We start from the raw sequence: 15,182 nt of genomic DNA, 5'->3' as shown, positions 1-15,182 counted from the left end.
TAAATGCTTTAGGGTCTAAGTCCTATTCATCTTTATCTGCGGATCAGTATGCCTCAATCTTCACATAGCCAAATTGCGACAGGGCAAGCGGCTCGAATTGCCAAACGCTTGCTTAATCATTGGAAACACAAATTCGACGTTTCTGAGTCGGAAACCCTGCTGCAGATTTTTATGCCGACGGCTGAAATTCAGCTTAGCCCTGACACTGCGCATCTGAACGTAGCGATTATCGCTACAACGCCAGATGCTGACTTGCCCCGCCTAGAACAGGTGGTACTGGATCATTTAATCCGCATGGGGCAGGAAGAACTGAGCGCAGAATGGCAGCGTTCAGAATAAATGCTGCCGTTCTGCTGCCCAATGTGCTTTGAGGCAAGCAGAAGCGGTGCGCTTGCCTGAAAAGGACTATTCTTAAAAATCGCCATGATAAAGGCTGCTTGAAATATCAAGCGTCCTTATACAGACTGCAGTTTCATCATAAAGATGGATGCTGTGACTGATAATTTTTAACCGCTTCAATCCGCTCGTAGGTTGCAGGATGCGAACTTAAAAAATCTTGCCAAGAGCGCTTTTCAGTCACTTTCTCACCGGCATCATCCGCAAGGCGCTGTAAAAAATTGGCATAGTGTATGGTTTTCAGATGATGCTGATCCATCATGCGCATGGCGTATAAATCTGCTTCGGACTCAAAATCCCGCGAATAGCTTGCGCCAATCAGCGCAACAGGCAATGTGGTGATCAGATCAGAACTGTCCCCCGTAATCATCAAGGCGATGACACTGAACCCAAGGCTGGATAATGCCTGCTGCATGCTGTGGCGCTGCGCTAAATGCCCTTGCTCATGCGCCAGCACTCCTAAAAGCTCATCATCATTTTTGGCCAGCTTCACCAGCTCATCGGTCAGTATGATGGTGTTATTCGGAATTGCCAGCGCATTGGCGCCAATGCTTCCGCCGCCGCGGAAAATCAGCTTTGCAGGCTGCGCTCCGGCAACCAGACGCTGATATTTTTGCAGCAGCTCATCCTGGCGGGCCTTAGGCAGCTGCGAGTCAGCTGTCATCTCCAGAATATACTTTTCCGCTTGATCGCCCCAGCTCTGCATTGTTTGCGCAGGCAAATGCTTTGACACCTGATAAGACGCCGCAGGCACGCCCCATTTAATGACAGCAAAGGCCAAAGCAGCCACAAATGCCACACTGAACAGAATTAAACTGGGCGTTTTTTCCAGTTTCCAGACGGTATGCAGGCGGTCTTTAGCGGTTAAATTAAACCACTCAGGCAAAGCATCTTTAAATTCCAGCCGAGATTCATCCTTAAATTCAACAATCGGCTTAATCGTCCCCAATGCGCCAATCAATGTCATATCGTCATACATATAGACCCGCTGCTGCACCAGCTGAATGCCATATTTCACTAAAACACGCTGTTCATCCAGTTGAAGCACTTGCGCGATTTGCGGCTTAGCGCTGATGCCGTCGTAAAATACCGCATCGGCAGAAAGGTTCATGGCTGTCTCCCGCAATTAAAGTGAAATATCCAAATCAAAGATCTCACTGAGTTCTTCAGCGACCGCATTGTGGTCTTGCTGCAGCTGGTTCATCAAATCATCAGGATTATCGGCCAGCACCAGTTTTAATGATTCGGTCTGATATTTGTATAAGCGAATTGCAGCCCACGGCGTAAGCAATCCGAGAGAAATAATTTTTGCCAGCCAGTTGCTGAGAATAATCCATGCATAGCGCCATTGGCTGCAGCCCGCAGTGAAGCGGCTGCGGTTAATCGATGTGCTGTTCCATGAGATAATAAAAATACGCGCCATCATCAAAGGCCAAACAAATAAGTAGCCAATGAGATATGCAATGAAAAACAGCCCAGTATAATATTTAACTCCTAAGCCTCCGCCCATGCTGTACATCAGGCCCAGCACCGCGGCCAATACAGCCATTGCTGCCATAAAAATAAACACCGGCATATACATCGCGCGCATATAGGCAGGCCAATCAGCATTCAACTTAAAGTTCAGCTGCCCAATATACAAATAATTCAGGCACTCCCGCTTATAGAGCCAGACTGCGGCTGGAAAAAACAGCCCCATGGTGAATACCGTCACCGCAACGCATTTCAAAAAGCACCAATACGCGCTTTTATTGCTTCCTGCAAAAAAGAACCGGCTATTGCCAAACTTGCTGTTGCGGGCGCGGAAACGGATCGTCGAACGCACCAGCCATGGCACTGCCAAGAAAATCAGCAGCAGGCCTGCCAAGAGCAACTCGACTGAATATTTCATAGCCAAGGAAATTGCGCCGTAAATAACGAGGGCAATAATGCGTCCGATTAAAATCTTAGACGGCAGGCCTGTAAAATCGAAACGGCGCTGAATAAACCATGTATTGCCATAGAAATAGCGCAGGCGGCGCACTTTCGCCCACGGCGCATATAGGCCTAATGTAATGATGGTCAGTAAAATATTGACAATCCAAATGCCGAAATATTCCGAGGCGGTTCCCTGAAAGCGAAATGAATATTGCAGCCCCAAATCTATGGAAGCCCCCGCCGTTTGCTGCGGTGTTTCCTCAAAAAAAGGAGTGGGAAAGTCTGGGTTTTGATTGGGATAGGTTTCTGAATTTTGCATAAAAAGCCTAAAAAATTATTTTAATAATTGAGTGATCCAATGTCACCGCGCTGTTCAGCATGACTGCAATATACGGTGAATTACACAAGCAGGTGATGACGTTATTCTGCGCTATCCTTTGATTCTATAGATAAAATGAATAAATATGGAGTACTTTGCTGTCAGCGGGCGGAAAAACTATTTCGATCAGCGGCAAACATTCATCCCGGCAGGACTTCCGTTAAAATCGCCTGCATATGAAACATATCCATTGATCTGACTATAATGTTTCCAAGATTGAATCCGCACTATTTTGAGTAAATGCACGGCGCTGTGAAGCGCCTATCCCGCCAGTGTGGCTTTGATCAGCAATATCCGCCATATCGAAGCGCAATCCACAGCATAAATGCATCATACTGCGGCATCCGAAACAGCATTTCAAATTGGTCTGATCCGTGATTTTACCTGTTTAATTCAGCGCTATGGAACTGAATATGCGCCTCAATAAAACTGGCAATAAAATAATAGCTGTGGTCATATCCTTCACGCATGTTCAGCGTCACCGGATAGTTCATTTCACGGCAGGCATCGCTCAGCAATTCAGGCTTTAGCTGTTCTTCCAAAAACGAATCCGCAGAACCTTGATCCACTAAAATTGGCTTGCGCGCTGCACCCGACTTAATCAGCTCAACGGCATCATAACGGCGCCACAGCAATTGATCATCGCCGAGGTAAGCCCTAAATGCCTTCTGCCCCCAAGGCACTTGCGACGGCGCAACAATAGGCGAAAAGGCGGAAATGCTCTGATAAACGTCCGGATTGCTCAGGCCAATGACTAAAGCGCCATGCCCTCCGGCACTATGCCCCATAATGCTTTGCACCCGCTTGCTTGGAAAGTTTCCATCTATTAAGGCCCGCAGTTCATGAACGATATAATCATACATTTGATAATGTTCAGACCATGGCGCTTGTGTCGCATTGAGATAAAATCCTGCGCCTTGCCCTAAATCGTAAGCCGCATCATCCGCGATATTACCACCCCGCGGGCTGGTATCCGGAGCGACAATAATCACTTTATTTTCGGATGCATATTTTTGAGCGCCGGCTTTGGTAATGAAATTCTGCTCATTGCAGGTCAGCCCGGAAAGCCAATAAATGACTGGCAATTTCTCATCCTTTGCATGCGGCGGCAGATAAATTGAGAAGTTCATAGCGCATTTTAAAACATCTGACTGGTGCTGATAAACGTCCTGCCAGCCGCCAAATGAGGCATGTCTTTCTATTCTTTCCACAAACTGCTCCTTAATCATCAGCGGTGCCATATTAGCCCAATTGTTCAGCAACCCAATGAAAACTTGAATTGTTAAAACCAAATCCTGGCTTAGAAAAATAATCGCCCAATCACAAAATATGAAGTATTAAATAAACAATCAATTTTAATCAAATCAATACATTATTTTAGAAGATCTAAGAATATCTGCTGCGGCCTTTTTTCAGCTCCGGCGCTGCAACTGCTTGCGGAGATTCAAAAACACCGCGCACATTTTTAAACCAACCTTCCTCAGGCCGGCTGTTTCAGCTCGGCGGATACGTCCTAATTCAACGCTGCGGCAGCAGGCTTCTGTGGCGCCGAAACAAGTTTCTGCGGCGCAGTAGCAGGCGGAAATAAGCGCTGCTCCAATTGCGGCAGCATCAATTGCATATTTTTGCCAATTGACCATTGCGGTTCAGACGGTTCAAAGCCTTGCGCACTTTCCCATTGCGCGACAGTTTGTTTGGTTTGTTCAAATGCTGCTTCTATGGAAGGCTGCTCACGCATCGCCTGATCAAAAAAAGCGCGCCCGAAATAGGTGTAATCCGCTTCACTCGAACAGCCGAAGGACTGGCGGTCAGCCGCCGATGCGGTAATCACCAGCGTATTTTCATCCTGCAAAGCCGGAACAAAACTGCCGGAATAGCAAGACGAAATCACAATCACCCGCCAGCGGATGCCAGCGGCATCCAAAGTTTCACGCAGCCATTTCGGGTCAACCTGCGCCAAATCCAAAGGGGCATTTTCCATTTCAAACACATTCGGCAAGCCATGCGAAGTCATATATAAAAATAAGACATCGCTTTCCTTATTCATCTGCTGGCCAATACGGCGCAAAGCCATTTCCATGCTGGTTCGGGATGCAATCGGCAATTCCGTGCGGGTTGCCGGATTGTTGACTAAAGCCATAGAGTGGCCAAAGGTGCCGAAACGCGTATCAAACTGTTCTTTAATCCGCTCGATTTCCAGTTTAAAGACATCTTGATAGCTGGCTCCCGCCACCCCTAAAAAATACCAGTGGGTTTGCGCAAATTCCCCATATTCCACGCCATCTAGAGATTTGTTCAGCAGTTTGCTCTGCGCATAGAACGCATCTTCTTCAAATGTTGGCGGCATGTCTTCCACTTTCCAGATCGGCTGGTCTTTGACTGACATTTGCCATACCACCAAAGTAAACAGCGTCGCCAGCATAATCAGCGCGCGCTCCCACCATGGCCATTTCAGCTCTCGGGAAATCACCCAGACAACAGCAAGGCTTTGCCACACAAACAGGATAATGAACAGGGTTGGAATAAAGTCATACAAGATATACGGCAGCGCATCCAGATCGCCCAAATACTGTATCAAACCCTGGAACAGCATGATGTGGGTATCCAGCACCAGCCATAACAGCGCAGGCACCAGCATCAGGCGCGGGTTATTGACCCGCTGTGACAAAAAGATTCCGACAATCAAGGCAATAAAAGGCCAAAGCGCGTAGCTGACCAAGCCTTGAGGGTTAAATTCGCCAATGCGCCCGCTGCTCAGCCAGCTAAACAGGCTGTTTGCGCAGCCGCCTAAAATCCCCCAAAACACCAATTGCAGAATAGATGGGCGGACAATCTGAAGCGAGCGCCTAGACCCTAAAAACAGCCACATCCCCGCAGTTTGGTTGCTTTTAAAATCATGCCAAAAATTGATGGAGGGTTTGAAGTCGATCATATAAATCTTATGGGGGTTATGGCTCACTTATCACATCAGCAAGTGTATGCTTGATGCAGTTTTTATCAATGCTATTTTTCAACTATATAGCAAATCAGGGTGATTTTTGAAGTCATTATCACACTAAATTGCCAGATCATGCTGAAAATAGGCATCAAAACGGCAGGCATCCCCTTGCCATTGATGCTGCGGTTCCTGATTCGCCAGAAATACCGCCAGTCTTGGGCGTTTTACCACAACACGTTTTGCAACCTGCTGCGCTAAACCCAGCAAATTGTCACCCAAATCCATTTCGCCATCTTCCGGCAGCAGCATGTGCAGCAGCTGCATCTGCTTTTTCACTTGCGCCTGTTTTTTAATGGCCTGCTGATTCTGATCACGCTGAGGAAACATGGGATCTAAATATACGACATCCGTCGTTTTACGCTGCACGGCCTGTTCACGCAAATAATCTGCTGAATCTTGAAAGACCAAATGAATGCGCGCAGCCACTGGCTTTAAAAAAGGATCCTGCATGGCCTGCCGGTGCGAATCTTCAAGCAGCGTAAACAAAATCGGATGGCGTTCCAGCAAAGTTACGTTGGCGCCTAAATACGCCATCAGCAGGCTGTCATGGCCAAGGCCAGCTGTCGCATCAATCAAATTGGGCTTTTCTGCCAAATTGCAGGCGCGGCCAATCATTTCAGATTTAATCGATGCCCGCTTCAAACGTCCGGCCTCCGCTTTCCAGTCCGGCTGCATTTTCATGCCATTGGCGCATAGCCAAAGGCCATCCGCATCTACGCTCAAGGCGATATCCGGATTTTGGCGGAAAAACCGCGCATTGAGTTTTTCTGCAACCTGAATATTTACATCAACCCCACGAGAAGAAAGCACAGCAGAGAACTGCTGTGCTTTCGGTTCAAACTCGGCTTCTGTGTATAAGCGCATTTCGCTTACCATAATTTCCAGCCTGTAAATGCAAACAATAGAATCAATAGGCCTGATGCAATACGGTACCAGGCAAAAATCATAAAATCACGTTTTGCGACATAAGCGACCAATGCGCGGATGAGGATCAATGCGGAAACAAATGAAACAATGATGCCTGTTGCCAAAACGCTCCAGTCTTCAGTGGTTTTAAACACATCATAGCTTTGATATAAATCCAGCAGGCCTGCGCCAATAATCACCGGGATACCCAAAAAGAATGAAAATTCCGTCGCTGCTTTACGCGATATGCCCAAGAACATTGCGCCAATAATCGTGGCGCCTGAACGCGAGGTGCCCGGAATTAAAGACAGCACTTGAATGAGGCCAATCCACATTGCTTCTTTATAGCTGATATTTTCGACTTCTTGCGCATTTACTTTCGGCGGGTGCTTTTCAATCCAGATAATAATAAAGCCGCCAACAATGAGGCCAATCGCAACCGCAATATCATTAAACAGCAGGTCTTTTACTGCCTGGCCAAAAGTTAAGCCCACCAGGACAATAGGAATAGACGCCATGATCAGGCTAAAGCCTAAATGCCGGCCTTTGACTTCACCTGTGAACATGCCGGTTGCTGCGCCCCAAAGGCGTGACCAGTATTCATAAATGACGGCAGCGATAGCGCCCATTTGAATCGCAATCACAAAGACGTCGCTTTTTTCTTTGGTCCAAAAGTTCATCAATTCAGAAGCTAAGATCAAATGCCCAGTACTTGAAATTGGCAAAAATTCAGTTATGCCTTCAACGATGCCCATGATTGCTGCTTTAAGCAGCAGGATAAGATCCATACAAATTCCTAATTATGGTGTGCCCTGTTCTGGGATTTTTTTCCAAGCATTATCACGCAAATAGACAGGCAAAGCCTGTTCAGCAGTCACCCAATTCTGCTGCTGTGCATGTATGCGCGCAATAGTGGCGATATCCTGTGCGGTTGCACTGATATCTTTATATTGTATTTGTTCTGGCTTAACTAAAACTGAACCTGAGCCAATCAGCGTAAATTTCACGGCCTGCTCCGCTTCGCTGTAGCTTAATAATTGTTCTTCATCTGCCGCCTGCATAATGCCGCTTTGATCCAGCTGATAACTGGCCATATAGACTTCTTTCATACGTGCATCCAGTACCGCCGTGACTTCAGTCAAACCGGCGATACGGTATGCAGCTTGCGCCAAGGCCTGCAGGCTGGATACAGGAATAACCGGCAAGTCATTTGACCACGCCAAAGCCTGCGTCACGGCTGCATTAATGCGCACGCCGCTGAAAGAACCTGGGCCGCGGCTGAAGGCAATTGCGGTTAAATCTGAAATTTGAATGCCTGTTTGCGAAAGGCCCTGCTCAATGAATGGCAAAATGGTTTGCGTTTGTGCTTTCGCCCGCGCATCGAGTTGGAAATAAAGCTCTTGATTTTCTTCTGCAATACAGACGGAACACTGCTCATTGGCGGTTTCCAGTGCCAGCAATTTCATGCACAACCTTAATTAAAACGGACTAAAAAACGGTGATTATGATACTCCACTCGCAGATGCTTCGCGAGATTTTCCATCATTGGATACAAAAAAGCCTGGAATCATCCAGGCTGAGTCTTTTTTAGATTGAAACCCAATCTAATTGAGCCGGTTCCAAATGCATGAATTTAGGGAAATGCGCAGCATAATGCAGAGCGCTCATTTTCAATTTTGCTTCGGCAGCCTCATCAAGCATTTTTACAACTTTGCCAGGAGAACCCATCACCACTGAATTATCGGGAATGATTTTGCCTTCTGGAATTAAGGCATTGGCGCCAATAATGCAGTTTTTGCCAATTACCGCATTGTTTAATACCACTGCGTTAATCCCGATGAGGCTGTTGTCGCCAATGGTGCAGCCATGCAGCATCGCTTGATGGCCAATGGTCACATAATTGCCGATATGCAGTTCAATGCCGGCATCGGTATGCAACACTGCATTTTCCTGCACATTGCTATAATCCCCCAAATGAATGCGGCAATTATCGGCACGGATGACAGCGCCAAACCAAATACTGACTTTCCGCCCCAGTTCAACCTGGCCAATCACTGTGGCATTGTCCGCTACCCAGCCATCCCATGGCTGATGCAGCGCTTTCGGCGAGCGCCCTTCAAATTTATACAGCATCATGCTTCCTTGAAAATATCCTGTTGAGAATAAGACATGAATTAAGTCACTTAAATGTCGGTGAATTAACTAAAAAAGGCCATTCTTTTCGATAGCCTAATCCGTATTGAAACAGCGAAATCAGCATCCGCGCAGTTAAGCCCCAGACAATTTCATTTTCTACCCGCATGCTGGGAAAATACAGCGATTGATGCGCGTAACGCACTTCATAAGGAATCGGCGGCGCCTGCATCAATTTTTCGACAGAAGCAAAGAAGATCCGGTCAATTTCGGACGGCTGCGCAATCAGTTCAACTTGCGGCGGAATCAACCCCACAACGGGCTTAACCAGCATGCCATTTCTTGCTTTTTGCATGGGCAGATCACCCAGCAGCTGCACATCAAAAGGATTAAGCGCCGTTTCTTCCTGCGCTTCACGCAAGGCGACCACGATATTGCTGGTGTCATTCGGGTCACGCTTGCCCCCAGGAAATGAAACTTCCCCGGCATGATTGGACAAATAAGCGGAACGGCGGGTCAGCAGTATTTTAGGATCGGCTTCATCTGTAACCGCAATCAACACAGCGGCTTGCGCGTATTGCACCCGCGTCGAAAACCGTAAGCTCTGCTGCAGTTTTTGTGTCAATGAACGATCCTTCATCCATACTTCTCTTTCTTATTGGCTCATTTGATCATAGCTCAATTTTATTGCCGCTGCCTGAGAAATGATGCCAAAGTTTAATTTTTCAGTTATGCTGACTGCAAGTTTAATCATTGACCTTGAATATGAACTTCTGTACAAACTGCGGCGGTACAACAGCTGAAAAAATCCCTCTTGGCGATCACCAAGTCCGCCGTATATGCACTCAGTGCAGTTATATTCATTATGTCAATCCCAAGGTGATTTGCGGCGCGCTTGCCCTTTGGGAAAATAAAGTGCTGCTGTGCCGCCGCGCAATTGAGCCGCGCTATGGACTGTGGACTTTGCCCGCCGGATACATGGAGCTGTTTGAAACCATGGAGCAAGGCGCAGCCCGGGAAACCCGTGAAGAGGCTGAAGCTGAAGTCGAAATTCAGCAGCTCTACTGCATGTACAATATCCCTCGGATTGGTCAAATTTATGTGCTGTTTAAAGCCGACCTCATTGAAGGAAAATTTGGCGCCGGTGAAGAAACCATCGAATCCCGCTTATTTGCTGAAGACGAAATTCCATGGAATGATTTAGCGTTTCCCAGTGTGGAGCGCACACTCCGGCATTATTTTGAAGACCGGAAAACAGGCAATTTCTCAAACCATCTGGAAACATTAGGCACGCGCTTGGATCATACCGGATAGCGCTTTTCATCGTTAGGCAGCAGCCCTGCAAAGATAAAAAAGCCCATCAGGAGATGGGCTTTTTTATCTTTTATATTTAATTTTTAACTTTCACGCTATAACACGGCGCAAGGCTAATCGATAAAGTGCCGCCCGCTAATTTTGCCAGTTCAGTATCTTGAGCCGTTACTGCGGTCGTATTATTCGTATTGTATGTGCGCTGGAAACTCGCCAGACTGTTCGCCCATTTTACATCACCGGTTTTGGTTGAATCGGTAAATGGGATGCTTGCCGTACCGCCAGTCAGGCCTAATAAATTACCGACATTCAATAAAGCGCCGCCAATCACTAAACTGCTGCCATCACTGTCCGTTTTAATGGATGAGTTCATGCCAATCAAGGCGCCATCAATTTTCCCTAGTGTTGCCCCGCCTAAAACCATCCGCAGGGACACCGTCTTATCATTGGTAAACGCGCGAGAAACGGCACCCAAGCGATATTGCTGCACACCATCTTGGACATATGTGGCTTTATTGAAGGTGCTGCTGTCACACGTGCCTGTAGACATATCATCAGCAGTAAAGCCCGATTTAATATTTGAACGGATGTTCCCGTTTTCCTCAATCACAATGCCCAATTTGACATTGGAAACAGAAGTATCCGTAAATTTAAAGGTCAAATCTGCATACATTGGGAAAACATAGCTTTCGCCATTGCTTACATTGGCTGCGGATTTGAAAACCGCTTTGTCTAAATAAGTAATTGGGAACGTTTTATACAGATCCAGCGTTCCTTTAAACTGATCGGCCCCTGCCGTTTGCTTCCAAAGTCCAAAATCCAGCTGATCCGCACTGCTTACTGTCGTCTTTCCGGTCAGCAATTTATAGAATTTTTCTTTGCCGGCAATCATATAATCGTTATACAGCTTGCCTTGATAAATCGTTAACGGCGAGGATGAATTCCCCACATTAAAATTATAATTTTGATCAATTTTCTTCGTTAACGGATTCAGCCACGTATTTTGAGATGGCGCGGTTAAACGGATCGGCCGCGTCGATGTAATTAATTTCGTATTTAATCCGCCTACGGTTTGTGTCCCGGAAATGCCCGAGCCCTGCCACTGCAAACCGCTACCAAAAGTATAGCCTTCACGGTCTGTAATCACCATAAAGTGACCAAAAATATGCTGTGTAGATGCATCGGTTGTATCACAGCTGTCTTTATTGCAGCCGACCAAACCGTCTGAACCGCTTAATGCGCTTCCCAAAATCGCTGCGGTAGAAAATAATGAAAACTCTGGCTGATACACCGCGCCATTCGTAATCATGACTAATGTTTTTACAGCTTCAAAAGCTTGCGCATTCGTTACAGACGATAGATTAATCCATGGATTAATCAATGCTTCAAATTCAGCATCGGTGGTATTAATCAGCTTGTCTTGAGGAATCGAAGCCGCAATATTTTCAAGCTGCGTACGCATGCTGTCTGTAATATATAAAGCTTGAATGTCAGCAGGATTAGAGATTTTCCGCTCTTGAAGCGCTAATGCCTGCAATATCCGGACAATACGAACCGCGACTTTAATGGTGGCATCATTTTCATTTAAAGATGCAGCGCTGCTTCCTGTGAGCCCTGCAGCAATATCAGCAATAGATAGGCGCGGCAACTGAGCAACACTTACTTTTGCAATGCTGTTCAGGTCTAAGCTGCCCAAATTAATCCGTTTATCTTTTTCACCTTTAATAAAAAAGGTCGCCGTATCCCCAATCTTGCATGCGCCTGTTGCTGCGCCATCTGTTAAATTCAAATTCGTGGTGAATACATTTACCGTGTCACTGCTGCAGGTGAAATTCAGCCCATCTAGCGGATAGTCCAGCGCAAAGCCCAAGCAGCCGCTTGTACCAATTGTGCATGCCCCATTTGCAGTGCTGGTGTCATAAACTTCTGGAATCACATTAGCGCTTTCGCCGCCGCAGCCAGATAATGCTGCAACCAATGCTGTTGCTGCAAAGGGTAAAAAATAATTTCTTTTCATTCCTGTTCTCTTTATTCAAATCCTATCGGATTGCGACTAATTTCAACTGTCCATGATTGGATAATTCACGATGATCAACGTCCAGCGCAGAAGCCAAAGGCGTCAGTAAAATATATTGGCTCTGCTGCGGAACGTGAATGACACCTTCAATTTTTTCATGTTGGGTCATTGTTGCAGCGCTGTCATTATTTTTAAAACCCCCAGCCCCTTCCAGCACACATCCCTGCTGATCTAAGAAAACCACAAAGGGCCAATAAAAAGTTGGATTATTCTGTTTAGACGCATACGAGTTGATTCGGATATTCTGTATTGGCTTTTCGACTTTGATCACTTCAAAATCAAACTCATCTTTCAATGGCGCCCTTGGCCAGATATTCATTTCAGACTGCGGCTTTAAATTTTTCGCTTTTTTAGTTTGCTGTTCCTGGAAGCACTGCTGCCCTAGTCCTAAAACAGCATCCGCCTGAGAAACCCTATAATAAGATGCAGATAAGGTAATTGGCCCATTTTCCACAGGCTGATTGCGCTTAAACAGGGATTCAATTATAGATTTACTGACCCCCTTCTCACGCTCAACCATCTGCATTCGAGTTGCACCGACTTTATGATCAATTACGCCTTCCGGCATCGCATAAAAGCGCTTTTTACCTTCTAAATTAAATTCTTTATCTTCCAGATATTCACTGTTGACGTACTGCTCGCCATTGATGGCGGAAAAACCTGTGCGCGGTTCTGTTTGCGCTAAAGGCTTCTCAGCTGCGCCCGTTTTTTTTAGCAGATCCGGCGGCAGGGTCTTAAACGGAGACTGCGCTTGATTCAGCTGCTCATTTTTTTGAATTGACTGTATGACCGCAGGCGCAATCTGCACACGTTCTGCTGATGCTGGCTGCTTAGGCTCTTCCGCGTGCACATTGTGTTTAAGAACTGGCGGAACATTCCCTTGCGCTGTTTCAGGCCGCTTCAGCTGCTCAGCCGCTTTCCCATCATCCTGTTTTTGCGGCTTAGGCCGCTGGACATCTGCCGCTTGAGCCGGGGGTATTGACGGCAAATTATCTTTAGCCTGCTGACGCTCTTCTACTGAAGGAACAGATTTTTTCACATCTAATTTTTTAATAACTTGCTGTAAATTCTGTTCTTGCACCCTACTGATTTGTGAAGATGAGCGGATTTCTTGCGGCTGGGCAATAACAGCAGATTCTATCTTTAAGTTAGACTGTTTCAGATCATCCTTACGTGCATGTTCGCTCTGCTGCGCATACTTTTGGGGTTCGCCTTGCGTTACTAACTGTTTTTTCAAAAGATTCTTGTCTGGCAGCTGCACTACCATCGGACGCCCATCCGGTCCAATAATTGTATGGAATATGCCAGCATTAGAAACCGCTGCCTGCAATATTCCAAATGCAAGCACCGATTTCATGAATAAATTCCCTTTCATTCTTCTGCCTTTCCTACCATCTTGTTCTATAGTTCAACCCTAAAATCGTGATTTTTGTATCTGTTTTAACATTCAAACCCGCGTATGGATTTAACAATATATTATTTACCCCAGTTTGGTTGGATAAGCTACTGGAATTTGCCGGGATGTTATCTTTGCTGCGTAAAAAGCCGATCGATAAGTCTAAATCAGTATCTGCATCAAAACGGTAACCTACGCCCATGCCAAATAATTGCGCCCCATTGATTGGAATCATCGTATTCCGCTTATCAGCCGGAATGGCGCTGGTGCGGGGTTCATACCCCATCCGAAGCTTTAAGCGGTCCGTTGCAGAATACTCTAAGCCAATGCCGTAGTTCCATGGCGATGTGAACTTCAAGGGCAATGCCAGTGAGGTATCATTAATGTCCGCAGACAATAATTTGGCAATTTTCAGGGCAGAAATTTGACGGTCAAATTCAAAACGGAATTTGTCCCATGCACTATAGTCCGTCCAGCCAATGTCAAAGTTGACTTGCAGATCTGGCAAGATTTTATATTTGATGCCGGCTTGAAAATGCTGCGGATATTCAAAATCCATCGAAACCAGGCCGGATTCGCTTGCAGGCACCGCTGTCGGAAAACCTAAGATAGCTGCTAAAATCTGCCCTGTTGGAGAAGACATTAAGCCTTTTATCAGTTCCTGCGGTGCTTTAGAGTTATCAATATGGTATTTCCCTTTCAAGCGCATTTTTGATGCACTTTGATAAACCATGCCAAAACCGAAATCCTCCCGGGGTTCCCACAGCACACCCAAGTTAAAGCTTGGACTTAAGGATTGCTCAAGTGAGAGCTGCAGCTGGCCAAAACGGCTAAAGGGGTTCATGCCCTCTTCTGTATTACACATCCCCAGCAAAAGAATATCGGTAATAATGTCTGAATTTTCTTTAAAGGGCGTACAGACAACCTCATCGATCATGCGCAGCATGCCGATCAGCTCATTTGGGAACCTTAAATCTGTTTTCAGGCCAATAGCCTGATAAGACATGCCGATGCCGCCGCCGATCGACAGTTCATCATTGACCTGATAAGCCATTGTTGGCGATAAATACGTAATTCGCTCCAGCGCTACCTGCTGGCCCATATAATTGCCCACATTGCCATTTTCCGCACCGAAACCGGCAATTAATGGCGCGTACATTGCAGTTGCGAATGTCGCTTTTGAGCCTGGCGGATTATATGCAATACCTGCAGTGGGTGCAGCTAAAGGCATCCCCTCGCCCAAGTCCACCATTTTTTTCAATATCGGCACATAGAGGCTCGCATACTCTACATCCCCATTGATGGTATCTTTGAAGTCCGTACAAATATCTGCAGAAATTTCTGGGCCGTCATTACAGACCATTGGGTCGTCTGAATAGCCAAAAACATTATAGCCAGCTGGAACAGAAAACTGCCGCTGAATATCAAAGTTAGCAATAATGCCCTGCACATCGGTTTGCAGGCCTTCGATTTTGGTTAAAGCAGCAGGGTTAAAATGCACGGCGCTGATCCCCGGGGGATCTGCCGTAACGGCATTACCCAGCGCCAAAGAACGTACATCTACAGATAAGTTTGTACCCAGCTGCGCAAATGCGGCGCTGGAACAGCCCGTTAAAATAATCGCGGTAACGAGTGGGCTGAGCCGAATATTATTCATGCAGCAGCCCTC

General features: G+C 46.4%; 15 protein-coding genes. 2 read left to right on the top strand and 13 right to left on the bottom strand.

What is annotated here, in order from left to right; all coding sequences use genetic code 11:
- Window positions 1–48: 48 nt before the first annotated feature.
- Window positions 49–339 (top strand): DUF2218 domain-containing protein, encoded by a 291-nt coding sequence (locus tag JZ784_RS00145; protein ID WP_346313378.1) that lies wholly within the window; start codon window positions 49–51, stop codon window positions 337–339.
- A 136-nt stretch (window positions 340–475) separates the two neighbouring features.
- On the opposite strand, the gene JZ784_RS00140 is transcribed toward JZ784_RS00145, so the two are convergent.
- The 10 genes from JZ784_RS00140 to JZ784_RS00095 form a co-directional block, all read right to left on the bottom strand.
- Entirely contained in the window at window positions 476–1,507 is a 1,032-nt protein-coding gene (locus JZ784_RS00140; RefSeq protein WP_346313377.1) for a M48 family metallopeptidase, read from the bottom strand.
- 15 nt (window positions 1,508–1,522) lie between these two features.
- Window positions 1,523–2,632, bottom strand: coding sequence for a YjgN family protein (locus JZ784_RS00135; RefSeq protein ID WP_346313376.1), 1,110 nt, complete (start codon window positions 2,630–2,632; stop codon window positions 1,523–1,525).
- Window positions 2,633–2,891: 259 nt separating this feature from the next.
- Complete coding sequence (locus JZ784_RS00130; protein WP_346313375.1) at window positions 2,892–3,026, bottom strand: hypothetical protein; 135 nt, start codon at window positions 3,024–3,026, stop codon at window positions 2,892–2,894.
- A 46-nt stretch (window positions 3,027–3,072) separates the two neighbouring features.
- The gene (gene fghA / locus JZ784_RS00125) at window positions 3,073–3,903 is read right to left on the bottom strand and encodes an S-formylglutathione hydrolase (RefSeq protein ID WP_346313374.1); all 831 of its coding nucleotides are present in this window, start codon (window positions 3,901–3,903) and stop codon (window positions 3,073–3,075) included.
- Between the two features lie 302 nt (window positions 3,904–4,205).
- Entirely contained in the window at window positions 4,206–5,624 is a 1,419-nt protein-coding gene (locus JZ784_RS00120; protein WP_346313373.1) for a C13 family peptidase, read from the bottom strand.
- 123 nt (window positions 5,625–5,747) lie between these two features.
- On the bottom strand, window positions 5,748–6,554 hold the full coding sequence (locus tag JZ784_RS00115; RefSeq protein ID WP_171065518.1) for a class I SAM-dependent methyltransferase: 807 nt from the start codon (window positions 6,552–6,554) through the stop codon (window positions 5,748–5,750).
- A 5-nt stretch (window positions 6,555–6,559) separates the two neighbouring features.
- A complete protein-coding gene (locus JZ784_RS00110) occupies window positions 6,560–7,384 on the bottom strand; it encodes an undecaprenyl-diphosphate phosphatase (protein ID WP_005011955.1) in 825 nt (274 codons plus the stop codon).
- Between the two features lie 12 nt (window positions 7,385–7,396).
- Entirely contained in the window at window positions 7,397–8,062 is a 666-nt protein-coding gene (gene tsaB, locus JZ784_RS00105; RefSeq protein ID WP_346313372.1) for a tRNA (adenosine(37)-N6)-threonylcarbamoyltransferase complex dimerization subunit type 1 TsaB, read from the bottom strand.
- 121 nt (window positions 8,063–8,183) lie between these two features.
- Entirely contained in the window at window positions 8,184–8,729 is a 546-nt protein-coding gene (locus JZ784_RS00100) for a gamma carbonic anhydrase family protein (protein WP_346313371.1), read from the bottom strand.
- A 46-nt stretch (window positions 8,730–8,775) separates the two neighbouring features.
- Window positions 8,776–9,369, bottom strand: coding sequence for a CoA pyrophosphatase (locus JZ784_RS00095; RefSeq protein ID WP_346313370.1), 594 nt, complete (start codon window positions 9,367–9,369; stop codon window positions 8,776–8,778).
- Between the two features lie 125 nt (window positions 9,370–9,494).
- Here JZ784_RS00095 and JZ784_RS00090 point away from each other — a divergent pair, with 125 nt between their 5' ends.
- Window positions 9,495–10,043: an NUDIX hydrolase gene (locus JZ784_RS00090; RefSeq protein ID WP_346313369.1), complete on the top strand. Its 549-nt coding sequence runs from the start codon at window positions 9,495–9,497 to the stop codon at window positions 10,041–10,043.
- 76 nt (window positions 10,044–10,119) lie between these two features.
- Here JZ784_RS00090 and JZ784_RS00085 read toward each other — a convergent pair whose 3' ends face one another.
- The 3 genes from JZ784_RS00085 to JZ784_RS00075 are packed head-to-tail and all read right to left on the bottom strand — an operon-like array spanning window position 10,120 to window position 15,170.
- Window positions 10,120–12,057, bottom strand: coding sequence for a hypothetical protein (locus tag JZ784_RS00085; protein WP_346313368.1), 1,938 nt, complete (start codon window positions 12,055–12,057; stop codon window positions 10,120–10,122).
- Window positions 12,058–12,079: 22 nt separating this feature from the next.
- The gene (gene filE, locus JZ784_RS00080; protein ID WP_346313367.1) at window positions 12,080–13,474 is read right to left on the bottom strand and encodes a putative pilus assembly protein FilE; all 1,395 of its coding nucleotides are present in this window, start codon (window positions 13,472–13,474) and stop codon (window positions 12,080–12,082) included.
- A gap of 31 nt (window positions 13,475–13,505) precedes the next feature.
- Entirely contained in the window at window positions 13,506–15,170 is a 1,665-nt protein-coding gene (locus JZ784_RS00075) for an outer membrane protein transport protein (protein WP_346313366.1), read from the bottom strand.
- Window positions 15,171–15,182 lie beyond the last annotated feature (12 nt).

Source organism: Acinetobacter sp. CWB-B33, from assembly GCF_039655955.1.
GTDB lineage: Bacteria > Pseudomonadota > Gammaproteobacteria > Pseudomonadales > Moraxellaceae > Acinetobacter > Acinetobacter bouvetii.
This window is presented reverse-complemented; position numbering and strand designations above follow the sequence as displayed.

What these genes read in the sequence shown, in the direction of transcription:
- JZ784_RS00145 (WP_346313378.1), top strand. Translation starts at nt 49, where the DNA reads ATGCCTCAATCTTCACATAGCCAAATTGCGACAGGGCAAGCGGCTCGA.
- JZ784_RS00140 (WP_346313377.1), bottom strand. Translation starts at nt 1,507, where the DNA reads ATGAACCTTTCTGCCGATGCGGTATTTTACGACGGCATCAGCGCTAAG.
- JZ784_RS00135 (WP_346313376.1), bottom strand. Translation starts at nt 2,632, where the DNA reads ATGCAAAATTCAGAAACCTATCCCAATCAAAACCCAGACTTTCCCACT.
- JZ784_RS00130 (WP_346313375.1), bottom strand. Translation starts at nt 3,026, where the DNA reads ATGATGCATTTATGCTGTGGATTGCGCTTCGATATGGCGGATATTGCT.
- JZ784_RS00120 (WP_346313373.1), bottom strand. Translation starts at nt 5,624, where the DNA reads ATGATCGACTTCAAACCCTCCATCAATTTTTGGCATGATTTTAAAAGC.
- JZ784_RS00115 (WP_171065518.1), bottom strand. Translation starts at nt 6,554, where the DNA reads ATGCGCTTATACACAGAAGCCGAGTTTGAACCGAAAGCACAGCAGTTC.
- JZ784_RS00110 (WP_005011955.1), bottom strand. Translation starts at nt 7,384, where the DNA reads ATGGATCTTATCCTGCTGCTTAAAGCAGCAATCATGGGCATCGTTGAA.
- tsaB (WP_346313372.1), bottom strand. Translation starts at nt 8,062, where the DNA reads ATGAAATTGCTGGCACTGGAAACCGCCAATGAGCAGTGTTCCGTCTGT.
- JZ784_RS00100 (WP_346313371.1), bottom strand. Translation starts at nt 8,729, where the DNA reads ATGCTGTATAAATTTGAAGGGCGCTCGCCGAAAGCGCTGCATCAGCCA.
- JZ784_RS00095 (WP_346313370.1), bottom strand. Translation starts at nt 9,369, where the DNA reads ATGAAGGATCGTTCATTGACACAAAAACTGCAGCAGAGCTTACGGTTT.
- JZ784_RS00090 (WP_346313369.1), top strand. Translation starts at nt 9,495, where the DNA reads ATGAACTTCTGTACAAACTGCGGCGGTACAACAGCTGAAAAAATCCCT.
- JZ784_RS00085 (WP_346313368.1), bottom strand. Translation starts at nt 12,057, where the DNA reads ATGAAAAGAAATTATTTTTTACCCTTTGCAGCAACAGCATTGGTTGCA.
- filE (WP_346313367.1), bottom strand. Translation starts at nt 13,474, where the DNA reads ATGAAATCGGTGCTTGCATTTGGAATATTGCAGGCAGCGGTTTCTAAT.
- JZ784_RS00075 (WP_346313366.1), bottom strand. Translation starts at nt 15,170, where the DNA reads ATGAATAATATTCGGCTCAGCCCACTCGTTACCGCGATTATTTTAACG.